The organism is Chitinophaga polysaccharea, assembly GCF_902150045.1.
Classification (GTDB): domain Bacteria; phylum Bacteroidota; class Bacteroidia; order Chitinophagales; family Chitinophagaceae; genus Chitinophaga; species Chitinophaga polysaccharea_A.
On sequence record NZ_CABFVU010000005.1, the window covers coordinates 313,641 to 337,819 of the forward strand.

21 protein-coding genes are annotated in these 24,179 nt (G+C 48.4%); 18 read left to right on the top strand and 3 right to left on the bottom strand.

Features of this window, described 5'->3' with window-relative positions; translation table 11 throughout:
* Positions 1-63 precede the first annotated feature (63 nt).
* Complete coding sequence (locus FN124_RS29325) at positions 64-1,089, bottom strand: LacI family DNA-binding transcriptional regulator (RefSeq protein ID WP_142688352.1); 1,026 nt, start codon at positions 1,087-1,089, stop codon at positions 64-66.
* Between the two features lie 294 nt (positions 1,090-1,383).
* Here FN124_RS29325 and FN124_RS29330 point away from each other — a divergent pair, with 294 nt between their 5' ends.
* The 17 genes from FN124_RS29330 (at position 1,384) to FN124_RS29410 (ending at position 21,088) form a co-directional block, all read left to right on the top strand.
* Positions 1,384-2,445: a tellurite resistance/C4-dicarboxylate transporter family protein gene (locus FN124_RS29330; protein WP_142688354.1), complete on the top strand. Its 1,062-nt coding sequence runs from the start codon at positions 1,384-1,386 to the stop codon at positions 2,443-2,445.
* Between the two features lie 39 nt (positions 2,446-2,484).
* Entirely contained in the window at positions 2,485-3,549 is a 1,065-nt protein-coding gene (locus tag FN124_RS29335; protein WP_142688355.1) for an MFS transporter, read from the top strand.
* A 38-nt stretch (positions 3,550-3,587) separates the two neighbouring features.
* Positions 3,588-5,801, top strand: a complete 2,214-nt coding sequence (locus tag FN124_RS29340; protein ID WP_142688356.1) for a molybdopterin oxidoreductase family protein — start codon at positions 3,588-3,590, stop codon at positions 5,799-5,801.
* A 24-nt stretch (positions 5,802-5,825) separates the two neighbouring features.
* Positions 5,826-6,395 (top strand): 4Fe-4S dicluster domain-containing protein, encoded by a 570-nt coding sequence (locus tag FN124_RS29345; protein WP_142688357.1) that lies wholly within the window; start codon positions 5,826-5,828, stop codon positions 6,393-6,395.
* 10 nt (positions 6,396-6,405) lie between these two features.
* Positions 6,406-6,918 carry a Rieske (2Fe-2S) protein gene (locus FN124_RS29350; protein ID WP_142688358.1) on the top strand — a complete coding sequence of 171 codons (513 nt, stop codon included), beginning with the start codon at positions 6,406-6,408 and terminating at the stop codon, positions 6,916-6,918.
* Between the two features lie 59 nt (positions 6,919-6,977).
* Entirely contained in the window at positions 6,978-7,229 is a 252-nt protein-coding gene (locus FN124_RS29355; RefSeq protein ID WP_142688359.1) for a DUF6755 family protein, read from the top strand.
* 157 nt (positions 7,230-7,386) lie between these two features.
* The gene (locus FN124_RS29360; RefSeq protein WP_221887957.1) at positions 7,387-8,550 is read left to right on the top strand and encodes an acyltransferase family protein; all 1,164 of its coding nucleotides are present in this window, start codon (positions 7,387-7,389) and stop codon (positions 8,548-8,550) included.
* A gap of 192 nt (positions 8,551-8,742) precedes the next feature.
* Complete coding sequence (locus tag FN124_RS29365; RefSeq protein ID WP_142688361.1) at positions 8,743-9,072, top strand: ArsR/SmtB family transcription factor; 330 nt, start codon at positions 8,743-8,745, stop codon at positions 9,070-9,072.
* Between the two features lie 40 nt (positions 9,073-9,112).
* Complete coding sequence (gene arsB / locus FN124_RS29370; protein WP_142688362.1) at positions 9,113-10,207, top strand: ACR3 family arsenite efflux transporter; 1,095 nt, start codon at positions 9,113-9,115, stop codon at positions 10,205-10,207.
* Positions 10,200-10,715 (top strand): DUF6428 family protein, encoded by a 516-nt coding sequence (locus tag FN124_RS29375; RefSeq protein WP_142688363.1) that lies wholly within the window; start codon positions 10,200-10,202, stop codon positions 10,713-10,715. The genes arsB and FN124_RS29375 overlap by 8 nt, the downstream gene beginning before the upstream one ends.
* A gap of 17 nt (positions 10,716-10,732) precedes the next feature.
* Positions 10,733-11,146 carry an arsenate reductase ArsC gene (locus FN124_RS29380; RefSeq protein WP_142688365.1) on the top strand — a complete coding sequence of 138 codons (414 nt, stop codon included), beginning with the start codon at positions 10,733-10,735 and terminating at the stop codon, positions 11,144-11,146.
* 221 nt (positions 11,147-11,367) lie between these two features.
* The gene (locus FN124_RS29385) at positions 11,368-11,913 is read left to right on the top strand and encodes an RNA polymerase sigma-70 factor (protein ID WP_142688366.1); all 546 of its coding nucleotides are present in this window, start codon (positions 11,368-11,370) and stop codon (positions 11,911-11,913) included.
* 93 nt (positions 11,914-12,006) lie between these two features.
* A complete protein-coding gene (locus tag FN124_RS29390; protein ID WP_142688368.1) occupies positions 12,007-13,038 on the top strand; it encodes a FecR family protein in 1,032 nt (343 codons plus the stop codon).
* Positions 13,039-13,071: 33 nt separating this feature from the next.
* Positions 13,072-16,623 carry a SusC/RagA family TonB-linked outer membrane protein gene (locus FN124_RS29395; protein WP_142688369.1) on the top strand — a complete coding sequence of 1,184 codons (3,552 nt, stop codon included), beginning with the start codon at positions 13,072-13,074 and terminating at the stop codon, positions 16,621-16,623.
* Between the two features lie 22 nt (positions 16,624-16,645).
* Positions 16,646-18,004, top strand: a complete 1,359-nt coding sequence (locus tag FN124_RS29400; RefSeq protein ID WP_142688370.1) for a RagB/SusD family nutrient uptake outer membrane protein — start codon at positions 16,646-16,648, stop codon at positions 18,002-18,004.
* Between the two features lie 22 nt (positions 18,005-18,026).
* A complete protein-coding gene (locus FN124_RS29405; RefSeq protein WP_142688371.1) occupies positions 18,027-20,009 on the top strand; it encodes a TlpA family protein disulfide reductase in 1,983 nt (660 codons plus the stop codon).
* Positions 20,006-21,088, top strand: coding sequence for an alpha/beta hydrolase family protein (locus FN124_RS29410; protein WP_142688372.1), 1,083 nt, complete (start codon positions 20,006-20,008; stop codon positions 21,086-21,088). The genes FN124_RS29405 and FN124_RS29410 overlap by 4 nt, the downstream gene beginning before the upstream one ends.
* Before the next feature lie 49 nt (positions 21,089-21,137).
* Here the strand turns inward: FN124_RS29410 and FN124_RS29415 are convergent, their stop codons facing one another.
* Entirely contained in the window at positions 21,138-21,833 is a 696-nt protein-coding gene (locus tag FN124_RS29415) for a DUF3592 domain-containing protein (RefSeq protein ID WP_142688374.1), read from the bottom strand.
* A 120-nt stretch (positions 21,834-21,953) separates the two neighbouring features.
* On the opposite strand from FN124_RS29415, the gene FN124_RS29420 reads away from it, so the two are divergent.
* Complete coding sequence (locus FN124_RS29420; RefSeq protein WP_142688375.1) at positions 21,954-22,766, top strand: FkbM family methyltransferase; 813 nt, start codon at positions 21,954-21,956, stop codon at positions 22,764-22,766.
* On the opposite strand, the gene FN124_RS29425 is transcribed toward FN124_RS29420, so the two are convergent.
* Positions 22,760-24,163 (bottom strand): undecaprenyl-phosphate glucose phosphotransferase, encoded by a 1,404-nt coding sequence (locus FN124_RS29425; protein ID WP_142688377.1) that lies wholly within the window; start codon positions 24,161-24,163, stop codon positions 22,760-22,762. The genes FN124_RS29420 and FN124_RS29425 overlap by 7 nt on opposite strands.
* Positions 24,164-24,179 lie beyond the last annotated feature (16 nt).

Sequence of the window (24,179 nt, forward strand, 5' to 3'; positions counted from 1 at the left end):
GTACGTTATTTAATGATTATCATTATCGTTATGCCGCTAGCTTTTCCGCTGAAGATGGAATAGTTATACACTCCTTAGTGATGACCCTCGCAATATCAGTTCGCAACCGATCACTTCTCTGGAGGAAGTGATTGTTTTTTTTGATGCCAGCTGTTCAAAGTAAAAACCGGCGGCGCGTTTCCCTATTTCCTGGGTAAATTGTTCCACAGAAGATAAGCCCGGTGTAAGCATCTCCGCAAACATCTCGTTGGCAAAGCCGAATACCCCGAGTTGTTCCGGTATTTTTATACCCAGTCCTGCTGCGGTTTTCATCACACCCAATGCTACGTAGTCGGTAGCTGTGAAGATGGCATCCGGCGGTTCCTTCAACTGTAGCAGTTCCCCGGCTATTACGGAGCCGTTTTCTCTTGTGAGTGCGTTATCATTAACGAAGTGATAGGGGATGGAGATATCTGCTTCTTTTAATGCCTGGAGATAACCCGCTTTTCTTTCTTTATAGATACCGATATGTTCCGGTCCGCCAATATAGGCAATCCTGGTATATCCCTGCTGAAGCAGGTGTTTTACTACTTTATATGCGGTTTCCCTGTTGTTGTTGATGATCTGGTGACTGCTGATTTTATCGGTGGTTCTGTCGAACTGGATCAGCTGTATATTGTTGTTCTTTACTTCTTCCAGGTGATTGAATGTAATGGTTTGGGAAGAAAGGGAGATGATAATGCAATCTACGTTTAGCCGTACCAGTTTTTCCACTGCCAGTACTTCCTTTTCAAACAGTTCTTCCGACTGGCAGATGATCAAATGATGTTTATGTTCAAAGCAGGTAGCTTCTATACCGGCAATAACATTGGAGAAGAAGCTTTCATTGATTTTTGGAACTACCACCCCGATGGTGCGGGAAGAGCCCATTCTTAAATTGGCTGCATTTGAATTGTGCCGGTAGTTCAGTTCCTTTGCTTTCATTTTTACCAGCATCTTCATCTTATCACTGATGCTGGGATGATCATTGAGCGCCCTCGACACATAAGAGGCGGAGATGCCCAGTTCATTCGCCAGGTCATAGATGGTGATCCTTTTATTCTTCTTCATTCGCTAAGCGAGGTTTACTAGTTGTAAATCGATTTTACAAGTTACAAAAACTTTTGTCTTGGAACACTGATTTCGATGATTATGATGATTTCACTGATGTTTATAACTTTTTTAAGTATCTCCGTTTCAGCAGCTTTAAAATAGCTGCTGATTCTTTTTGTTTAAAGGATTTCAAAAACTTTCTCTGGAAAATATCAGTGAAATCATCATAATCATCGAAATCAGTGTTCCAAGACAAAATTCGCCTGTTTACATTATTTTTACAGTAACTAGTTACTCACCAAAACCCTGGTCATGCCTCAAGCAACCCTCGCGCATCCTGGTCAGCCCGTTAATGCTACATCGCTGGAAACCTTTTTCCCCGGTTACTTTGCACTTGTAATGGCCACCGGAATTGTATCTATCGGCTTATTCCTCTGGGGATACGCCTGGCCGGCCGGTATGTTTTTGTGGCTCAATATTGTGTTTTATGCATTGTTATGGATCATATTGATCATGCGTATTATCAGGTACCCGGCCATTGTGTGGAACGACCTGCATCATTCTGCCAGGGGCGTTACTTTTCTTACCCTGGTGGCGGGCAATAATGTACTTGGCAGCCAGGTGGCTATTATTACCGGCAGGATGGATATTGCATTGGTATTATGGATAACGGGGTTTATCCTTTGGGCATTGTTGCTGTATACTTTCTTCCTCGTTAATATTCTGAAAGAGCCGAAGCCCACGCTGGAACAAAGTATCAACGGGGCCTGGCTGCTGATCGTAGTGGCTACGGAGTCTGTGGCAGTACTGGGCGCCATTATTGCCAACAGCAGCGCTTTCCACTGGCTTATTGCTTTTATTTCACTGTGCGCTTACATGATAGGAGGGATGTTCTATTTTGTACTGATAGGGCTGATCCTTTACCGCTGGCTGTTTTTCAGCATGAAGGCAGAAACGCTCACACCGCCGTACAGGATCAATATGGGAGCAGTGGCCATCATTACGCTGGCGGGCTCACGACTGGTAATGTATGCGCGTAAGCATGAGGCGCTGAGCCCATGGTCCGATTTCGTACAGGCGTTCACGATGTTTTTCTGGGCGTTTGCCAGCTGGTGGCTGCCATTGTTATTCCTGATGTTTGCCTATCGCCATTTTATTGCCAGGGTGCCGCTGAAGTATGATCCGCAGTACTGGTCCATGGTATTCCCGTTGGGCATGTACGGCGTATGTACGTTCACCTATGCCGGCGTTACGGGTTTTACATTTCTTAAACCTGTTTCGGCTTTATTTGTTATTTTAGCTGTAGGTACCTGGGTGATTGTTTTTATAGGATTATTCATTGATCTCTTTTCATCAGGAAAAGAAAGAAAGTAACATCGTTTCTGTGTTTCTGATAACCATAAATAGGTGTCAATGCATGCTTCTCTCAATAAAAAAGCCTTACTGGTTGCAACAATTGTTACTCTCGGCTGCGTAGTGATCTCTTTTTACGGGTCCAGGAAACTGCAGAATTTTGACCCGGCACTGATTGCTTATTTATTCGGAACCCTGTTTGCCCTGTTTGGCGGCATCTACCGTTATTGTGTATGGCTGCAGCGGCCTCCCACCTGGATGTATTTCCGGCGCACCTGGCAGTTTATATTCAAAGGCAGTTTTTTTGTTCATATCTGGTTACTGCTGGAAGATTCAGTAAAGAACCTCCTGTTCCAGCGCTTTATTTACCCCAGGGGAAAGAAAAGATGGTTCGCGCATTTTATGCTCGCTTCCGGTTGCCTGGCCGCATTTGCAATTACCATCCCCTTAACGCTGGGCTGGATCAATTTTACACTGGACCCTGGCACCGCACTGGATCCCGGCGCTGTGAAGCTGTATAACGCCAATTTTTTCGGGTTTAAGGTTATGTCCTTTAAACTTGGCTCCGTATTGGCCTTTCTCATCTTTCATGCGCTTACCTGGTGCTCCTGGGCAGTAATTGCCGGAGCGGTTATTTTTTTCGTAAGAAGATTAACCAATGCGGGCCTTATTGCTTCGCAAACTTTTGAAGGCGACCTTCTACCGCTTATATTGCTCATCATCATTTCAGTAACAGGGCTTGGGCTTAATTTCAGCTATGCTTTTATGAAAGGCATGGCCTATGATTTTATGTCCGTTACACATGCTATCTCCGTGATACTGTTCCTGGTATGGATCCCCTTCGGGAAATTTTTTCATATTATCCAGCGGCCGGCGCAAATAGGCGCACATATCTATAAACGGGAAGGCAAAAAAAGAGGCATGGCCGTATGCCCCCACACCGGTAAGGAATTTACCACCCAGCTGCACGTAAATGATCTTAAAATAGTGACCAAACAGGTAGGCTTCGACTTCACACTCGAAGACGGCAGCTCCCACCTGGACTACAGCCCCGAAGGCAAACGCTCCCTGCTTGCCAAAGCGCACCTCAAAGCCAGGCAGGAAGGCGGATCTTTTTTTGGATAACCATTTCGTAAAACCCGGTATACTCAATTACTATCTGTATGGCAAAATTACCCGTATCACCAGAAAAGATCATCGAAGATTTTGGCCCGCACCTGAACTTCACGCCCACTGAAGGCTACCCCGGCAGGGATGAGCCGGATGCCACCGTGAAAACGCATTGCTGCTTTTGCGGTATGCAGTGCGGTATCCAGTTGCTCGTGAAAAATAACAAGGTGGTGGGTTTTGAGCCGTGGATGGAATTTCCTTTTAATGAAGGAAGACTTTGCCCCAAAGGAGTTCAGCGCTACCTGCAGGACAATCACCCCGACCGCCTGCTGGATCCCCTGGAAAGAGTGGAAGGCAAAGGGTTTAAGCCGGTATCCTGGGATACGGCGCTCGACCGCGTAACTGCAGAAATACAGCGTATACAGCAAGCCTATGGTAAAGACGCTTTTTCTATCTTGTCAGGCGTTTCCCTCACCAATGAAAAAAGTTACCTCATGGGCAAGTTTGCCCGCGTTGCCGTTAAAACAAGCAACCTCGATTATAACGGGCGACTGTGTATGGTAAGCGCCGGCGCCGGTAATAAAAAGGCATTCGGGCTAGACCGTACCTCCAATAACTACACCGACCTTGCGCATGCAGAAGTGATCATTGTAGCCGGCGCTAATGTAAGTGAAACCTTTCCTACACTTACCTACTGGATCTGGCGCGCAAGAGACAACGGCGCCAAACTGATAGTGGTGGATCCCCGGGTGATCCCGCTGGCGCGTACCGCCGATATCCATCTGCCCATAAAACCAGGCACCGATTCTGCGCTGTACGGCGCCATGCTTAAGTACCTGGTGGACCATGATATGCTGGATCACGATTTTATCAATAACCATACAACCGGTTTTGATGAAACCATTGCAGCTGTAAAAGATTATACCCTGGAATGGGCAGAGCAGGTAACCGGTATTGAGAAAGAAAAAATAGAACAGGCCGCCGCCATGTGGGGCAAGGCCAGTACCAGTTTCCTGTTGCATGCGCGTGGCATAGAGCATCATTCAAAAGGAGTGGAGAACGTGCTGGGCTGTATCAATCTTGTATTAGCCACAGGCCGTATCGGCCGCCCGTACTGCGGCTATGGCACCATCACCGGGCAGGGCAACGGGCAGGGCGGCAGGGAGCACGGGCATAAATGTGATCAGCTGCCGGGCAACCGGGATATTACCAATCCTGAGCACCGGAAATATATTGCAGGAGTATGGGGCATTCCTGAATCCGAATTGCCGGGAAAAGGGCTTACTGCCTATGAACTGATAGAAGCCATCCACCGCGGTGAAGTAAAAGGGTTGTTGTCTATATGTTTCAACCCGCTGGTATCACTGCCTAATAACAACTATGTAAGGGAAGCGCTGGAGAAACTGGAGTTCTATGTGGCGATCGACTTCTTCCTGAATGAAACGGCAAGGCATGCAGACATTATCCTGGCAGGCTCCCTTCATGAAGAAGAAGAGGGGACCGTTACCACTGCGGAAGGCCGTGTAGTTCGTATACGCGCAGCCGTTAGTCCGCCTGCAAACGCCCGTACAGATACCTCCATTATCCTGGATCTTGCTGCAAGGCTGGGAGCGGCCGATAAATTCACCTATAAAGATTCCGAAGCCATTTTTAATGAACTGCGCATAGCCTCTAAAGGAGGAACGGCCAATTACTACGGCATCACCTATAAGAAAATAGAAGATAACATGGGCGTTTTCTGGCCCTGTCCTTCAGAAGATCATCCCGGTACGCCGCGTTTATGGGAAGATAAAAAGTTCGCCACGCCCGATGGCAAGGCGCATTTTAATCCTGTTCATTACCGCGATCCTGGAGAAGTAACGGATGAAGAATACCCGGTGGTGCTTACCACCGGCCGCGTAGTATCGCAATACCTCAGCGGTACCCAAACCAGGCGTATCGGGAAGCTGGTAGGACTGATACCCGAACCGTTGCTGGAAATTCACCCTGAACTGGCAATGAAATACGGGATCAGGCAACGGGAAATGGTAAAGGTGAGCACCCGCCGGGGTACAGGCGAGTTCCCTGCAAATATTGTGGAAACCATCCGTAAAGACACGGTGTTTATTCCTTATCACTGGCCGGGCAGGAAATCGGCTAACCAGCTTACTATAGGCACGCTCGATCCTGTATCAAAGATCCCGGAGTTTAAAGTATGCGCCTGTAAACTGGAGCCATTGGGAGTTATATCCAGGCCGGGAGAAACAACAGCGTTCGACAGTATCTGATGATCATTAAACCACATTCGCAAAATGGAAGTTACTGCCTACAAAACAGACATGGAGTTTTTCGTTGACATGCAACGATGCATCGGTTGTAAGGCCTGTGAAATGGCCTGTGCGGAGTGTGAAACCAATGGCCAGGAAAGCATGATACATGTGAACTATGTGGAGCGTGCTGTTACTATTCAAACTACCGTACAGGTATGCATGCATTGCGATGACCCGGTATGCGCCAAGGTATGCCCGGCGGATGCTATCAGCAAAGATGATTTCGGGGTGGTGCACAGCGCCAATACCTCCCGCTGCATCGGCTGTTCCAACTGTGTGATGGCCTGCCCCTTTGGAGTGCCTATCAAGGAAGAGAAGTATGATATGATGATGAAGTGTAACATGTGCTACGATCGTACCAGTGCAGGAAAAAAACCGATGTGCGCAACGGTTTGTCCCAGCCAGGCGCTGTTTTACGGCACCCGTGAAGAAATAAGCCGTATGCGGCCTAACAGCACGCCTGTTAATACATTTGTTTTCGGGGAACAGGTAGTGACCACCAAGGTGAATATCATGATGCCTAAAGGAAGTACACAATTGAAAGTTCATTAAACTGAAAGATATGTCTGATCATACTGCAAAAGAACCTAACTGGAAACAGGATTTCCCGGTGGAAAGAACAGAGGCCACATCTGTAAGCCGAAGGGACTTTGCACGGTTTTTATGCCTGGTGTCCGGCGGCCTGGCTGTTGGCAGCGCTTATGTAGCGGTGAAGGCTAATTTCTTTCCACAGGAAGAAGTAAAGGGAGAACATTTTGTTTGCAAAGCAGACAGTGTGCCTGTAGGGGGTACACGCTCCTTCATTATTGCAGGAAGCGCCATCCCTTATATTCTTATCCGGCTGGAGAATGGCCATTGGAGAGCCTATGAGCAGAAATGTACGCATTTATCGTGCGCTGTATATTATAAACCGGGCAGCGGGCAGGTAGTTTGTCCCTGTCATGAGGGCTACTTCGACGCTATGACCGGCGAAGTGGTGGCCGGTCCTCCGCCACGCCCATTGCCGGCCCTGGAGGTGCTGTTAAAAGGCGACGATGTGTATGTAAGAGCACATGGAAAGGAAACCCGTAGTTGATCGATCATCTTAAATAATTTAAGATCATCCAAACAATCATCTCCCTAAAATCACTATATATGAGCAATTTTAAAGAAGCTCAGAACAAGGCTCATCCCAACAAATCGAACACGCTGATGTCGGCGCTGATCGTGATCCTCATTTTAAATATCGGCATCCAGATCTGGCTGTTGTATACCGGCCTCAATAACGCTCTTGGCGATAACAGGGATATTGCATTGCCCGCATTTATAGCCTCTGCGGTTTTATTCCTGATCGGTTTTTTCTGGTTGTATTTCCTGCCCATGGGAGATAGAAAAAAAGACCAATAAAAAATCCTAACAGCGTCTGATCAACATAATCATTGTAATCAGTCTAATCCTGAGTCAGACAACCTCCGCTTCATCTCCGCACCCGCCTTTTTTTATTTTTCTTAAAAAGTTCTCCTTTTTTATTAGCTTGTATCCTGCCAAAATCAGTTACTACACCATGAGCACATTAACAGCAATGCCAGTGGACTCCGGGGCCGCGCCAGTGGCGGCGACCCGCGACAATGAAAAAAAAGGCCGTCTCTATTCCTTAGATGCCCTCCGGGGATTTGATATGTTCTGGATCATGGGGGGAGGCTCCATTTTCCAAACGATCGCCAATGTAACAGGATCCCCTTTCTGGGAGGGAGTAGCCGTACAGCTGGAGCACCCCGCATGGAACGGTTTCCATTTTTATGATCTCATTTTTCCGCTCTTCCTGTTCATGGCCGGCGTGTCTACCCCGTATTCAGTGGGCCGTGAGATAGAGAAAGGCAAGAGCAGGAGCCAGCTTTTATTACGCGTTATCAAAAGAGGGCTGATACTGGTGTTGCTGGGTATTATCTACAACAACGGTTTGCAGATCCAGCCGGTTTCCCAGATCCGTTTCGGCAGTGTGTTGGGGCGCATAGGGCTGGCCTATATGTTTGCCAATATCATTTATCTGTATACAAAGGAGCGGGCGCAGATGATCTGGTTTGCCGCTATCCTGGTGGTTTACTGGCTGTTGCTGAAGTTTACTGCTGCGCCGGGGTTTCCTGCCGGCGATCTTACCATGGAGGGGAATTTTGCCTCGTATCTCGATCGCTGCATCCTGCCTGGTAAACTATACCTGGGTATTCACGACCCGGAAGGGTTTACTTCCACCTTCCCGGCCATCAGCACGGCGATGCTGGGCATCCTTACCGGTAATTTATTACGCAACAGCACTATGGCCCCCGTTAGAAAAGTAGGCGTAATGGCCCTTACCGGTGTGGTTTTCCTGGTGCTGGCGCAGATATGGAATCTCGATTTTCCTATCAATAAAAACCTGTGGACCAGCTCCTTTGTGCTGCAGGTGGGCGGTATCAGCCTGTTGCTGCTGGCCCTCTTTTATTACGTGATCGATATAGCAGGCTACAGGAAATGGGCTTTCTTTTTCCGGGTGATAGGCATGAACTCCATCCTCATTTATATTTCCGGTCATTTTATTGATTGGGGATATACCAACAACGCCCTGTTTAAGTGGCTGGGGCAACTGATGGGCGATCCGTTCGGAGCTGTGGCCATGGCCGTCTCCCTGGTGTTTGTAAAATGGTTGTTCCTGTATTTTATGTATAAACAGAAGGTGTTCCTGAAAGTGTAGAACAATGATATTCAATGAAAGAGGCTGTATCATAAATAACTTTTACCCGATTTTACCCGGGTACCGGGTGGAGAAAATTTTCGTATATGCGATTCTCACACCCATTAAGTTAGTTATGATACAGCCTCTTTTTTTATTTTGCAGATCCGTTAAGTAATCGTAATATTGCGATGTGTTAAAACGCTAATATTTATGGGCGCTACAAAATCAGATCTCTTTACGAAACAGCAAAATGAAATCGCCAACATGGCGAAGGCGTTGGCGCATCCCGCCCGCATCGCTATTTTGCAGTACCTCGTTAAGAAGAATGCCTGCGTTTGCGGCGACCTGGTAGAGGAGCTTGGGCTGGCCCAGGCCACCACTTCTCAGCACCTGAAGGAACTGAAAACCGCCGGTCTGATCCAGGGAACAATTGAAGGAGCCAGCGTTTGCTACTGTATTAATCCAAAAGTATGGAACCAGTACGGTAAAATATTCGGGGCATTCTTCACAGAAGCAATGGATATCAAATCCTGCTGTTAAAATTTTTTGTTTACTTATATCGTAATATTGCAATTATACAATGAATCAGAACTGCAATCCGGTAAACCGTAAAAAGCTTAGCTTTTCAGACAGGTACCTTACGTTGTGGATCTTCCTGGCTATGGCCATTGGCATAGGCGCCGGGTATTTCTTTCCTTCGCTTCCCACTTTTATAAACTCCTTTTCTTCGGGTACTACCAATGTCCCGCTGGCTATAGGTCTTATCCTGATGATGTATCCGCCACTGGCAAAAGTAAAATATAACCGGGTAGGGGAAGTGTTCCGCAATACAAAAGTGCTGTCCTTATCCCTGTTGCTGAACTGGATAATTGGGCCCCTGCTGATGTTCGGACTGGCAGTGTTGTTCCTGCACGGGTACCCGGAATATATGACAGGGCTTATCCTGATCGGCCTGGCCAGGTGTATTGCCATGGTGATCGTGTGGAACGAACTGGCCGGAGGCAACCGGGAATATGCAGCAGGATTGGTAGCGCTCAACAGCATTTTCCAGGTATTGCTTTACAGCGTATATGCGTATGTGTTCATTACCTGGCTGCCAACTGTGTTTGGCCTGAAAGGAATTACAGTACAGGTATCTATTGGTGAAATCGCGAAAAGCGTGGGCATCTATCTGGGCATACCCTTCGCCGCCGGTATTATCAGCCAATATGGCCTGGTGGCACTGAAAGGAGAGGAATGGTTCCGGGAAAAATTCATCCCCTTTATTTCCCCGCTTACGCTGATGGCCCTCCTGTTTACCATCGTGGTGATGTTCAGCCTGAAAGGGGAACTGATTGTGCAGATCCCCCTGGATGTGGTACGGATAGCTGTTCCGCTGATGATATACTTTGTGATCATGTTCCTGGTGAGCTTTGTATTGGGTAAAGTGGCAGGTGCAGATTATTCCAGGAATGCAGCTATTGCCTTTACCGCAGCAGGCAACAATTTTGAACTGGCCATCGCAGTAGCCATCGGGGTATTTGGTATTAACTCAGGGCAGGCTTTTGTAGGCGTTATCGGCCCGCTGGTGGAAGTGCCTGCACTGATGGCGCTCGTGAATGTGGCCTTCCGCCTCCGTAAGCATTGGTATGGCAATACAGCATCTGAAAAAAATAAACCTTTATATCATGAGTAACACAAGAATGACCTGGCAGTCCTTCAGGGATCAGCTGGAAAAATACCCGGAGCAAATACTGCAGTTCGAATATGCAGCAGGTACATTGGTGGCGCCATCTTACCATATTACGGAAATTAAACAGGCGCCTGTTACCTCGGTTGACTGTGGTGGTAAGATGAATACATGGACAGAGATCATTGTACAATTATGGGAGCCGGAAGAATCGCAAACCCACCGGGCAATGGCGGTGAACAAAGCTTTGAAGATAGTGGACCTGGTAGAGAAAAATATGGACCTGCACCCGAAGGCGATAGTAAAAATTGAATTTGGTAACGCCGCATTTGATACCCGGCAGATGTACCCTGCTGAATTGCGGCTGGAAGGGGAGAACCTGGTGGTGAACCTGCAGCCGGATGCCACACAGTGTAAGGCAACGGAGCGTGGCGCTACCTGCGGTACGCCAAAAGAAATACCCGTAACATTGAAAGCCGGTACTTCCTGCACGCCAGGAGGCGGTTGCTGCTGATCTATAAAACAAACAACATGAAAAAAGTACTAGTATTATGCACGGGCAACAGCTGCCGGAGCCAGATCGCCGAAGGTTACCTGAAACATTTTGCAGGCGGCAAAGCGGAAATTTACAGCGCAGGAGTGGAAACACATGGTGTTAATCCCCGTGCCATAGCCACCATGGCGGAAGACGGCATCGACATCTCCACACATACTTCCAACAACATTAATGAGTACAGGGATATCGACTTCGATTACGTAATTACGGTTTGCGATAACGCAAAGGAACGATGCCCCTTTTTCCCTTCAAGCGCCACAAAACTGCATGAAAATTTTCCCGACCCCGCAAAGGCTACCGGCAGCGAAGAACAGGTGATGGCGGCCTTCAGGGAAGTACGGCAAACAATAAAAGACTACACAAAAAATTTCGTAGCGCAATACCTGTAAATTGTCTTGGAACACTGATTACGCTGATTTTGATGATTTCATTGATATTTTTTTGGGGAATATTTAAGGGAGACAAAGGCATATATCCACTTTTATCTCCCTTAATTATTTTCAATCTCTAAAATAAAATCAACTAATCATCAAAATCAGCGTAATCAGTGTTCCAAGACAAAATCCGCGAAACTTTCAATACATTTGTGGCTCAACTTTAGAATACAGGGATGAAGCGGAAAGAGATCACAAACGGGGAGGAGTTGCTGCTACAGGAGCAGTTTACCGCCTATTTCCGGCTGTATGAGTACCCGCTCTATTGCTTCGCCCTGAAAACCATCCAGTCCGAATTACTCGCCCGCGACATTATCCAGGAAGTATTTATTAAGCTATGGACGGTGCGCGACCAGTTCAGCACCATTACCAATATAGAAGATTACCTCTATAAGATGGTCCGTAATAAAGTAGTGGATGTACTTCGCCAGCTGGCAAACGATCGCCGCCTCCGCGCAGAATACTTCAACGATCACCAGTGGGAGGAAAGCCGTACCTACGATAATATGATCGCTAAAGAATATGAATTTGCCCTGTCGGAAGCCATTAACCAGCTGCCACCCCAGCGCCGGATCATTTACCAGTTAAGCCAGGTGGAAGGCCGCACCCGCAACGAAATAGCGGAAAAGCTCAGCATTTCCCCATCTACCGTAAAGAACCAGTTAACCGCCGCCCTGAGCTATCTCCGTAAAATTGCCGCCGGGCAGATTAAATTATTTTAAATTTTTTCCCCCCCAATAGGACATCGCTGTTTTTCAAACGTCAGTAAGATATAGTCCTTTATCAGGACCTGTCATTTTTAATACGAACAGAGATTGGATCAGGCACATTTTACACATCTTTTCAGGTTATACATTTCCGGCAAATGCACGCCGGAAGAAAGGAATGAATTCTTCGACCTCCTGGATGCCAATAAGGAGAACGACCTGATGATATCCCTGCTGGACCGGCTTTACAGTGAAGTACGGCAGGAAACACCGTCGGCCACCTATGTCAATAACCGCGGAGAGATAGACCTGGCTGTCCGTCCTGCTGCACCTGCAAAACTGATCCCTTTCTACAGGCAACGCAATACCATTCGCTGGATGGCCGCCGCCTCTTTCCTGCTGCTGCTGGGCGCAGGCGCATGGATGTATGCCACCCGGCGCAGTCCCGCGCCATTGGCGGCCACCGTCCAGGAAAAGCATACGCCTGCACTGATCGCTACCACCACTTCCATCCGTACCGGCAACCGGGAACGTAAAGTGCTGGTATTGCCAGACAGTACGCGGATTGTACTGAACAGCGGATCGGAAGTTAGGTATCCTGATCAGTTCAACCCGCAACGCAGGGAAATATTCCTGGAAGGGGAAGCCTTTTTTGAAGTGTCCAATGCAGCGGCATGGCCCTTTGTGATCCATTCCGCCGGCGGAATGACCACCACCGTACTCGGCACCTCTTTCAATATTAAAGCCTATCCGGGCCGCCGCCAGGCCATCGTATCGGTGGTTACAGGAAAAGTGAAAATTTCAAAAGATAAAAAAGATATATCCACCCTTATAAAAGGACAGGAAATGCACCTCACCATGCTTACCGGTGAAGTGACACAACGCAATACCAGCGGCATTAATGCCGCCGGATGGCAAACAGGAGACATCAGCTTCAACGATGAGCCACTGGCCGATATTCTGAAAGATCTTCAGATCTTTTACGGGATCAATATAAAAATAAACAACCCGGGATTGGCCAACCTGCTGATCACCACCGGGTTTAAGAAGAATACATCTGTTGACAGTGCCCTTGATATCATATGTGAACTGGCCAATGCAAAGTATGCCAGGAATCAGGACGGTTACGTAGTTTACTGACTACATATTTAAATCAACCAATTAAAGTACGAGATGACAAAAAAGATTGTTGCAGTGCTGCTGGCATTGCTATGCCTGAACTTTTCCCTTTCCTATGCGCAGGAAAAAGAAGAAAGAGTTACCCTGCACCTGGCCAACACTACCCTGAAGGAAGTGTTCCGGCAAATGCAGGCCCAAACGGGTAAATATTTCGGGTACCAGTCGAAAGACCTGGAAGCCCTTCCCCGCGTACAATTCGATTGTACCAATGAACGGCTGGAAGATGCCCTGAAGCAATTGTTGCAAAACACCGGTTTAACCTTCACCGTGAAAGGAAATAATGTGCTCATCAAAAAAAGCCGGGAAACTCCCGCCAGCTCCCGGCAACCGGAAATCACCATTACCCGTGCGGGAAACAGGACCATCACCGGGAAAGTGAGCAACGGCGAACAACAGGGCATACCCGGCGTTAGTATCCTGGGGCTCAACTCTAAGAAAACCGCTTTCACCAACGATAACGGCGAATATTTTATACAACTGCCGGAAGATGAAACCATGATATCTTTTTCCAGCATAGGCTTTGAAAGCCGGAACGTAATGCTGGGCGCATCAAAAAACTATAATGTTATCTTACCGGAACGCGTAGGCAACCTGAAACAAGTGGAAGTAGTATCCACCGGCTATGTAAACCTGCCAAAAGAACGCGCCACCGGCTCCTTTGGCGTAGTTACGGCCAAAGACCTGGAAAAGATCCCGGTGCCTAATGTGCTTTACCGCCTGGAAGGGCAGGTGCCCGGCGTTCTCCTGAACCTTACCGAATCAGACAACACCTTTGTATATGGTAACCTGAATGGTGCCGTACAGGGAAACGGCAGTTATGATATCGCCATCAGGGGCGCCAGCACACTGAACAATGATGTAAATAAAAAACCACTGGTGGTGATAGATGGGTTTCCTACGGAGATGGATATGCGTACTATCAACCCGGCTGATGTGGAACAGATCACTTTCCTGAAAGATGCCGCCGCCGCTTCTATCTGGGGCGCACGCGCCTCTGCAGGGGTGATTGTGATCACTACCAAAAAAGGGAAAGTAAATGACGGCGCGCCACATATCTCCTTTACAGCAGGACTGGGCCTGAACGGCAAGCCCAGGTTATCATCCATGCCAATGATGAACGCAGCGCAGATGATCGATTATGAGCAGGAACTGGTGAACAAAGGTTTTATCACCGATCCGGCCAGCCTGCCCGCCTCCAGCCAGCGGCCCGTAAGCCAGGCGGTGGACTGGCTTTTCCGCCTCAAAAGAAATGAAGTGACCCAGGCCCAGGCAGATGCCGCATTGGCTGTTCTGAAAAGCCGCGATTCCAGGAAACAGGTGGAACAATATCTCCTAAAACCTGCTTCTACCAGCCACTATGATCTTAGTATCAGCGGCGGTACGGGCAGGCATACCTATTTTGTTTCCGGCGCTTACGACCGGGAAAATACCAGCACCAAAAAAACTTTCGGGGAAAGGATCACCCTAACAGCCAACCAGGAATTTACCTTCTTCAAAAATGTAACCCTGTCGGCCAACCTGCGCGGGAACTGGTTCCGCTACAGCACCGGCGGGCTGGGCACCAGCGTATACGCTCCTTCGCCCACACCGCTCATGCCTTACGACCAGCTCGTGGACGATAACGGTAATAACGTAGGTTATTCGCAGGCGTATTATTCAGGAAGATTAACCCAGCTGGAAGCACGGGGATATATGCCCTGGCGCTATAATTATATGGACGAACAGGACATGGTGGACAACATCACCAATGAAAGCAACTACGCCGCTATCCTGGGGCTGAATATACCACTGTACAAGGGGCTTAGCTTTAATGCGCAGTATATGGCAGAACGGTCATCCTCTTCGGGAAAATTCTTTCATCCCGACAGCTCCTACTATACCCGCAACCTGCTGAACATGGCTACATCAATTGATGCAAACGGGAAGCTGGTGTATGGCATCCCCCTGGGCGCTGTCATGGAAACATCCGACTACTCGAAAAATAATTATAGTGTACGCGGACAGCTCAGCCTGGACAGGAACTTTTCCGGCAACCACCAGGTGAACGCACTGGCAGGTATGGAAGCACGGCAAACCATCGACGGAAGCAATACCAACCGCCTGTATGGATTTAATACACAAACACAATTCAGCAAACCGGTAGATTATGTAACTCCCTATGTTACGGTAGACGGCTACCAGGGAACAGTTCCATATAGTGTAAATTACGCTTCCAAACGGAAACGCTACCTGTCTTACTACGGCAACTTTTCGTATACCTATGCAGGTAAGTATACCCTGTCGGGAAGCGCACGGTACGACGACTACAATAACTTCGGCCTTGATAAAAAATACCGCGCAAAACCTTTCTGGTCCACCGGTATAGCATGGGCATTATCCAAAGAGGATTTTATGCAGCAGGTTAGCTGGATCAGCGGGCTTACCCTGCGCGCTACCTACGGCATCAACGGTAATATCAGCACTACCGCTTTGCCATACGACCAGCTGTACCTGGCAAATGATTACCAATACCCGTTCGATCCTTACGCATCGGTAGGTTCGCCGGCCAATCCCTCCCTGCGTTGGGAGCAAACCGGGGTGTATAATGTAGGTATAGACTATGCCTTATTTGATAACCGCCTGTATGGTACTGCAGAATTCTATTATAAAAAAGGCACCGACCTTTTTGCCACTTTCCCGATAGATAATACCGTGGGATTTGACAATGTTACCCGTAACACTTCTTCCCTGAGCGGGAAAGGGATCGACCTCTCACTTGGCGGCAGGATTATCCGCCAGCATGCCTTTGAATGGTCGGCCAACGTGGTGTTCTCCTATAACACCAACAAGGTAACGGACGCAAGGTATAATGTAACCAGCGCCCTGCTCAGATCAGCCGGTGTGAGCGGTCCTATAGAAGGATTGCCTACAGACTACCTGATGGTGTTCCGCTATGCAGGATTGGATAGCAAAGGCAGCCCGCTGGTGCTGGGCGGCAAAGGCGATACGTTGAATATTAACCAGTCGCCAAAGGATATCAGCGACCTGAAAAATGCAGGCCGCCTGTCCGCGCCCTACTTCGGAAGCCTGAGCCAAACGTTCCGTTACAAAGGCTTCTCGCTCGATGTAATGATCACCTATAAACTTGGCTATGTGTTCCAGCGGCCGGTACCCAACAATTATCCCGGCCGTTTCGGATTCCAGAACTACGAGTATAACAACCTGCTTGATAAGCGCTGGCGTAAACCAGGCGATGAAGCCTTTACCAATGTGCCGGGCCTGAGTGGCAACAGCGCAGGAGCCATCAGGTATATCAATGCCGATATCAATGTACTGCCAGGAGATCATATCCGCTTACGCGAAGTGGCGCTCAGTTATAAAGTGCCGGCCCCGCTGTTCAGCCGCCTGCCGGTGAAAGGCATTTCCTTCACGGGCGCCGCCAGGAACCTGGCCCTGCTATGGACCAAAAACGCCGACGGCATAGATCCCGATTTCCCGCCAAGCATCCGGAATATGAAGCTGCCGCCATCGGCATCGTATAATTTTTCACTGAATGTAAGCTTCTGATCTCATCTCAAAATGCAGCCAAATGAAACGATATAAAATATTCCTTCTTTTTATTATTGCCGGCACGCTTCTTCAATCGTGCAGCAAATACACGGATATAAAAACAGAAGGCGCGCTTACGCCCGATGATTATATTAACTACCGTTACCTGATGAACAACCGCCTGGACATGGAACGCTCCGTGGATATGCCGGATATGACGGCAGACGATATTGAGTATACCGGTGCAGGTATGCAGCAACGGCTGTCGCCCGAATTCATGAACGCCTATATGTGGGGCGCCGAATACTATAATGCCCTCACTGCCGATCCCGACTGGAAAATACTGTACGCTACTGTTTATCCCTGCAACCTGGTGATCCGGGATGTAATGAACAGCAATGGTGGTACTGTGCCGCTGAAAAAACAGGTATTGGCAGAAGCAAGAGTACACCGCGCATACAGCTATTTTACCCTGGTAAATATGTATGCCAAACAGTACAATGAAAGCAGCAAAGCTACCGACCCGGGAGTACCTTTGCTCCTGGAACCGGATGTATCTGTTGTAGCCACCCGCGCTACTGTACAGCAGGTGTACGACCAGGTGCTCAGCGACCTGCAGGCCGCCATCCCCGACCTGCCGGCACAAAACACTTACAATCTTTATCCGTCCAAAGTAGCGGCCTATGCCATGCTGGCAAGAGCTTACCTGCAAATGGGACAATACACGGCAGCACTTGAAAATGCAGACAATGCCCTGAACATCCGGTCAGGCCTGCTGGACCTGCCCACGCTTACAAGCTACCCGCAACGGACGGATAACCCCGAGATCATTTTTTCCAAAATAGCGGGCATGAGCCACCAGTATTCCAATTTACAGGTATTGAGCCGGGGCCTGCTGTCGTTATACGATGTGAAGGATTACCGCTACAGCTATCTTACCAGCGACTATACCGATGGGGGAATTACCTATCGTATTTCTTCCAGGGAAGCTGTTGCCGGCGCTAACCGCAACCTCGGCGTGTCGGTCCCTGAAATGCTGCTCATTAAAGCGGAATGCCAGGCCAGGGCCGGCAATGCAACAGGCGCTATGGGCACGGTGAATATTTTAAGGGCCAAACGCTTTGCGGCGGCCGACTTTCAGCCATTGACCGCCAGCAGTGCAGCCGATGCGCTGGTAAAGGTTTTGCAGGAAAGAAGAAGGGAATTATGTTTTACCTGTATCCGCTGGTTTGATCAGAAACGTCTTTTTACAGACAGCCGTTTCGCAGAAAATATTACCCGTACCAATATTGCTACCGGTGAAGCCTATACGCTTACGCCCGGCAGCAATAGGTATATTTTCCCCATCCCGGCATTTAATATCCAGCTGAATCCATCGCTGGTACAAAACCCGAGATAAACACTATAAAAAGAATCTTCAGATGAATAAAGTAAAAACGGCCTTCGTGGTGCCAGCGGTGTTATGCGCCGGGATGGCCTTTTCACAATCGGCCATGAAATTTACGCCGGCGCATCCAATTGCAGGCGATACAGTAACGCTTCACTACAATCCTGAAAATACCCCGCTGAAAGGGCAGGCGCCCGTTACCGGTGTGATCTATCTTTACAAGAACGATCAGTGGGAAACAAAAGACCTGGATATGAAAATGACAGATTCAGGTTGGGTAACACGGTATTATGTACCGGAAAAAACTGCGCTGGTAGTAGCTAACTTTTCTGCCAACGGTATTACAGATAAAGGGGGCACTCCTACCTATGCCATCATTCTCTCTAACCCCGCAGGCGGGCAGATGCCCACCGGCTATGCTGCCTGGGCTTTTTTACGCCTCCCGGAGTTGAAGGAAACAGTGCCGCCCGCAGTAGATGATAGTGTGAAGATCACCAGTGAGGTAGGTCTTTTCTGGATGAACAACGAGCTACGGTTCCACCCGGAAAGCAGGCGGCATATTTTCTATAACGCAATGGCGATCCTGAAAAACGCTGATGAGAAACGCGCCGATACCATCATTCCCCGGGAAATAAATTATATAAGCAGCCTGAAAGATGTTACCGAAGCGGAATTAATGGAGGTGAGCAGGGCGTATAAAAATTTATTGGGAGACAGGGCCCGCGCAGACTCCATGAATAAAGTGATCATTGACAGGTTCCCCTCCGGTGTGGCTGCACGCGATGCGATGGTATATAAAATCTTCACCGGCAAGCCCGGTAGCCGCTATGATATGTGGCAGGAGCTCGTGAAAAAATTTCCGCCGCAGCAGTTTGAGAACGTAAGCACGGAGATCCAGCAAATGTATTACAACAAGGCATTTCGCAGCGTGGTGTATGAAAGGGTAATGGCCACAAAGAAACTGGATATACTGGACGAAATGATGGATGTATCCTCTTTCGAGTCGCTCACGGAATTTCATCGTCACCTGGTCGTGAATGCGCTGGCGCATGATGAAATAAAACCGGAAGCTGCACTGCCCTGGTCCCAAAAACTGGTGGAGCATATTGAAGCAGCTACCAATAAAAAGACCGGCGCTGAAAGCCGCTTCTATTCACCCCTGCAGTGGAAGGCAAAGTTGCCCGGCTACGCGGTACCCGCTTTCCTGGGACATGCTTCTCTCTTGCACACACTCGGCGATGATAAAACCGCCCTGTTGTGGATGGAAAAGGTAAAAAACCAGCCGGCGGCCAACAGTGCCGATTTCATGAGCCTGTATGCCACCCTGCTGGAAAATACCGGTAAGCACGCGGATGCGGTACAGGTGGTGGAGAATGCCGCCAGGGCCAACAAAGCCACGCCGGAAGTAATAGCGTTGCTAAAACAGGAATACATCCGTAAGCACAAAAAAGAAGCAGGCTTCGACGCTTATTTCCAGGGCATGAAATGCGCAGCAGATGTATCTGCGGAAAGGGAAGCCCTGCGGGCGCAACTGATCCGCGAGCCGGCGCCCGGTTTTAAACTGCAGCAGCTCACCGGCGGCATCGCCAACCTGGCCGGTATGAAAGGCAAAATTATAGTACTGGATTTCTGGGCTACCTGGTGCGGACCATGTAAAGCAGCCATGCCGGGTATGCAGATGGCGGTAGATAAATACAGTAAAGACAAAAACGTGAGCTTCTACTTTATTGCTACCATGGAAACCAAACCGGATTACCGCGACCAGATCAGGAAATTCCTGTCGTCAAAAAACCTCCACCTGGATGTATTGCTGGATGCCAGGAGCGATAGCACCGGCCAGCTGGACGACACCTATAACAAGTATGCCAAAGCCCTGTCTTTCTCCGGTATCCCGGCAAAAGTGATCATCGATCAGCATGGCGTGATCCGCTGGCTGGGAACCGGTTATTACGGAAGTCCCAGCGCGCTGGCAGATGAAATATCCTACCTCATTGAGTTATTAAAGAAAGAAGGATGAGTATAAGAAGATGCCTGGCAGTTGTTTGGATTATTATGCTGGCAGGCCCGCAGGTACATGCCCAGGCTACCGGCGCCCGCAGCACCAACGTTTATTTCAGTAATAAAGATAAAAGTATCCGCTTCGGGGGCACGCTTACCATCCCGGCCAATCGTAAAAGCTTTCCCGCCGTTGTGTTAATATCCGGTACCGGCAAACAGGACCGGGACGGCACTATGGCAGGTCACAAAATGTTCAAAGCCCTGGCAGATTCCCTGGCGGCAGCAGGCATTGCAACGCTGCGCACCGACGACCGCGGCACGGGGGAAACCAACGGGGTATACGAAACAGCTACCACCAAGGATTTTGCAAACGATGCACAGGCTGCTATCAGTTTCCTGCGGTTGCAACCCGGCGTTACAGTAACAGGGCTCATAGGCCATAGCGAAGGCGGAGCCGCCGCTATTATCGCCGCCGCAGAAAGTAAAGAGGTGGCTTTTGTGATCACCCTGGCAGGACTTGCCACCACCGGTATCCAGGCGCTGAAGCTGCAAAACAATGCCATCATTGATGCGGCGCCCATTTCCGATTACGACAAAAACCGCCACCGTACCATCACCACGCTGATGTTTGATACGGCTTACCGTTACGCCTATACGCCGGAACTGGAGCCACGGCTCCGCGCTACGTACAATGCCTGGAAACATGCAGACGACAGCGCCTATGCAAAAGACAAAGCCGGGGAGGCAGATCATATGCGCTTCTTCCTGGAATCTTATATCCGGCAGGCTACCGGCCCATGGTATCAATGCCACCTGCGCTATGATCCTGTGCCTTTCCTGCGGCAGATCAAAGTGCCTTTCCTGGCGTTGAACGGCAACAAAGACATCATGGTGCCTTATAAAGAAAACCTGGCCACCATTGAAACCGTATTAAAGGAGAACGGTAATAACCAGGTAACGGTGAAAGTACTGCCTGGCTTAAATCATCTTTTCCTGCATTGTGAAAGCTGCACCAACAGTGAGTTGCCACAGCTGAAAGGCGACTTTGCGCCTGAAGCATGGACGGTGATCAGCAAGTGGATGCAGATGTTCTTATAAGATCAATCATTAGAACGATGACTGCCATCCCTTTACAGGGATGGCTTTTTTATCTTTCGAAAGAAGAAATATCAACATAATACTTCCTGAAATTATTCCTGTCCACGTATACATCTATCTTTTTATCCCGCTCAATATACGGGGTAGGGTCCGACCAGATAAAACCACTTTTAAAAGGATGCGTTATCCCGGTAAGCGGGTCTTTCCATTCACAGCGGATAAAAAAAGGATGGCGGCGGTTAACGGAAACATACCTGTTTACATCTACTGAAATAAAACTGGCGGGTACCAGCTGTCCCGATTGTTTCAGTTGTTCCTGCCGCGAACGGCCCACCTTTCTCACAATATGATATCCCAAACCAATAAGGCCAAATATCAATGCAAATGCACCGGTGATAAATGCGCCGAAATATTGTCGCCAGCCGGCTATTTTAGCATCATCAGGATCATTGGGGTTGTAGCAGATCTCCACGTTGTCGCCAATGTTGTACCCTGCCGGGCTGGAAGATACATCGGAAATATAACGGTGCTTCACCCCGGCATTATCATTAAAGGTCACAACAGGGGAATAGGTAGTGGATTTGGATCCTCTTTTGGCGATCAGATCTACCACGGTGCCACTGGTTTTTACTGCGGAATCGTTGAACTTTTTTACGTTATAAAGAATAACAAGGGTGATGATGAGTGTAACAATGCCTACTCCCAGGAAAATGTTGAAAACTAAAGATACGGAACTGCGTTTCATGTAAACAATGGGTTAAATAAGGGTGCAAGATACCAAAATAAAGAAATGAATAAAGTGAATAGACTGCACCTGCATAAATATCAGTATTTTTAATACCACGCATCAACCAAAATTTACACTATGAATGCGCTCGGAAAGTCTGTAAAAAAAGTATACGTACTCTTATTTGCGCGAAGGGTCTTTTACCCTGTAAATCTCTTTTTATATAAGCTAAGCATGTTTGGGTTGGGTATCAGGAACCATGAGAACGACATCGTGTCCGGGGAAAAAGCATTCATCAGGTTTTTAAAAGCCCAAAGGAAGCTGGATACCGGTGTAATCCTTGACATCGGCGCTAATATGGGAAACTATTCCGTAATGCTGAGAAAGAACGGGATTACCCTACCGGTGTTTGCTTTTGAGCCGCATCCTGTAGCCTTCCGGAAGCTAAGCGCTGTGGCGGAAACATACAACTTTACCGCGGTGCCACTGGGCGCCGGGGAAGAAAGCAGTGCTGCCACTATCTACGATTACCAGGGCGATGGCGGCTCCGAACATGCCAGTATGTACAAGGGCGTTATTGAACATCTTCATAAGGGAAAAGCGGAAGAAGTACCTGTTGCGTTGATCAGCATCGATGAGTTTGTTGCGCAGCATCATATTCGGAAGATAGCGCTATTGAAGATAGACACAGAAGGCCATGAGCTGAGCGTACTGAAGGGAGCCAGGCAAACAATTGCCGGTGGGCTGGCGGAAGTGATCCAGGTAGAGTTCAACGAAATGAATATCATCTCCAGAACCTTTTTCAGGGATATTGTTGATATATTACCAGGCTACGATTTTTACCGGTTATTACCCGACGGGCTGAAAGCGTTGGGCGCCTATAACAGCACCAGCTATGAAATATTTTCATTCCAGAATATTGTGGCCATGAAACGCCCGCTTCATCAGTAAGCATTCTTATCCCCTTTGATCATATTCATCAAGGTCTGGAAAATGATCTGGCAATCGAGCCAGAAACTATAATTTTCAATATACCACAAATCAAAGTCGACACGTTTCTGCATCAGGCCCGAAGCCCTGGTTTCCCCCCTGTACCCGTTTACCTGCGCCCAGCCGGTAATGCCGGGCTTCACCACATGCCTCAGCATATAGTTTTGAATAGTATTCCTCGATTCCTGGTGCAACGCCATGGGATGGGGGCGGGGTCCTACCAGCGACATATCGCCTCTTAAAACGTTAAAGAACTGGGGCAGCTCATCAAGATTGGTTTTACGCAGGAAGCGACCCACGGGTGTAATCCTGGCATCATGCTGCGTGGCTTGCAGGTATCGGCCGTTTGCATCTACTGTATCGCTGTTCCTGGTCATAGAGCGGAACTTGTAGCAGGTGATCTTTTTGTTCTTCAGCCCCTGCCGGGTTTGTTTGAACAGTATAGGGCCGGGAGACGATAATTTGATCAGGAGGGCAATGAGAGGGAACAGCCACCAGAATACGGTGAGGAAAAGTGCTATCGTAAAGCATAGTTCAAAAAGGCGCTTAAACCGTTGTTTTGCCGGGTCATCCAGCGGGGAGGTACGGATCGTTAACAGCGGGAAGTTGCCAAACAGGTTCATGCTGGCAGTAGAAGTACAGAAGCGGTAGCAGTCGGCAATGATCCTTACCCGTTTTGCTTCCTTCTCACTGGTGATGATGATCTTTTCCATTTCTGCGCCGGGCGTTTCCGGCAGGGCTACAATCACATCATCAATTTCATGATCTTCCAGTACCCGCTGAAGATCCGCTATTTTCCCCAGGTACTGCCCGTTGAGATAAGGATTGGTTTGCTCGTCCACAAAACCAACGCACCGGTAACCAAAATGATCGTTGGATAAAATGGTTCTGTAGAAGTTCATCCCGGTATCGCCGGTGCCTACAATGAGTATGTTCTTTATGTTGTAACCGTTTGACCTTAGCCTGAGCAGGGACTGCTTTACAAGGAATTTCATGATGATGATGCCTATAAAGGTCAGGGAAGCATTGAGCAGTGTAAATGTGCGGGGATAAGGATAATACTTGAAACAATAGAAGAACAGGAAGGTGAAGAAACAGGCATGAAGTAAGGTTGTTTTGAGGATGGCAACAAATTCATAGGAGAACGACCTGGTTCTGAATTCATCGTATAAATGAAGCGACAGGCCGATGATGGTCCACGCGGTAATGCTTATCCCAAGCAATAAGCCGTTAAACGGAGAAAAGAATACATCTCCCAAACCGGAAATATACTGCCGGGTACACAAAAAGGCCAGTACCAGTACCAGGTAGTCGATCAACAATCTTAACAGGAAATTGATATGGTTGCCGGGTTTCATGATTTTGTGCTTGAAG

What these genes read in the sequence shown, in the direction of transcription:
- FN124_RS29325 (WP_142688352.1), bottom strand. Translation starts at nt 1,089, where the DNA reads ATGAAGAAGAATAAAAGGATCACCATCTATGACCTGGCGAATGAACTG.
- FN124_RS29330 (WP_142688354.1), top strand. Translation starts at nt 1,384, where the DNA reads ATGCCTCAAGCAACCCTCGCGCATCCTGGTCAGCCCGTTAATGCTACA.
- FN124_RS29335 (WP_142688355.1), top strand. Translation starts at nt 2,485, where the DNA reads ATGCATGCTTCTCTCAATAAAAAAGCCTTACTGGTTGCAACAATTGTT.
- FN124_RS29340 (WP_142688356.1), top strand. Translation starts at nt 3,588, where the DNA reads ATGGCAAAATTACCCGTATCACCAGAAAAGATCATCGAAGATTTTGGC.
- FN124_RS29345 (WP_142688357.1), top strand. Translation starts at nt 5,826, where the DNA reads ATGGAAGTTACTGCCTACAAAACAGACATGGAGTTTTTCGTTGACATG.
- FN124_RS29350 (WP_142688358.1), top strand. Translation starts at nt 6,406, where the DNA reads ATGTCTGATCATACTGCAAAAGAACCTAACTGGAAACAGGATTTCCCG.
- FN124_RS29355 (WP_142688359.1), top strand. Translation starts at nt 6,978, where the DNA reads ATGAGCAATTTTAAAGAAGCTCAGAACAAGGCTCATCCCAACAAATCG.
- FN124_RS29360 (WP_221887957.1), top strand. Translation starts at nt 7,387, where the DNA reads ATGAGCACATTAACAGCAATGCCAGTGGACTCCGGGGCCGCGCCAGTG.
- FN124_RS29365 (WP_142688361.1), top strand. Translation starts at nt 8,743, where the DNA reads ATGGGCGCTACAAAATCAGATCTCTTTACGAAACAGCAAAATGAAATC.
- arsB (WP_142688362.1), top strand. Translation starts at nt 9,113, where the DNA reads ATGAATCAGAACTGCAATCCGGTAAACCGTAAAAAGCTTAGCTTTTCA.
- FN124_RS29375 (WP_142688363.1), top strand. Translation starts at nt 10,200, where the DNA reads ATGAGTAACACAAGAATGACCTGGCAGTCCTTCAGGGATCAGCTGGAA.
- FN124_RS29380 (WP_142688365.1), top strand. Translation starts at nt 10,733, where the DNA reads ATGAAAAAAGTACTAGTATTATGCACGGGCAACAGCTGCCGGAGCCAG.
- FN124_RS29385 (WP_142688366.1), top strand. Translation starts at nt 11,368, where the DNA reads ATGAAGCGGAAAGAGATCACAAACGGGGAGGAGTTGCTGCTACAGGAG.
- FN124_RS29395 (WP_142688369.1), top strand. Translation starts at nt 13,072, where the DNA reads ATGACAAAAAAGATTGTTGCAGTGCTGCTGGCATTGCTATGCCTGAAC.
- FN124_RS29400 (WP_142688370.1), top strand. Translation starts at nt 16,646, where the DNA reads ATGAAACGATATAAAATATTCCTTCTTTTTATTATTGCCGGCACGCTT.
- FN124_RS29405 (WP_142688371.1), top strand. Translation starts at nt 18,027, where the DNA reads ATGAATAAAGTAAAAACGGCCTTCGTGGTGCCAGCGGTGTTATGCGCC.
- FN124_RS29410 (WP_142688372.1), top strand. Translation starts at nt 20,006, where the DNA reads ATGAGTATAAGAAGATGCCTGGCAGTTGTTTGGATTATTATGCTGGCA.
- FN124_RS29415 (WP_142688374.1), bottom strand. Translation starts at nt 21,833, where the DNA reads ATGAAACGCAGTTCCGTATCTTTAGTTTTCAACATTTTCCTGGGAGTA.
- FN124_RS29420 (WP_142688375.1), top strand. Translation starts at nt 21,954, where the DNA reads ATGAATGCGCTCGGAAAGTCTGTAAAAAAAGTATACGTACTCTTATTT.
- FN124_RS29425 (WP_142688377.1), bottom strand. Translation starts at nt 24,163, where the DNA reads ATGAAACCCGGCAACCATATCAATTTCCTGTTAAGATTGTTGATCGAC.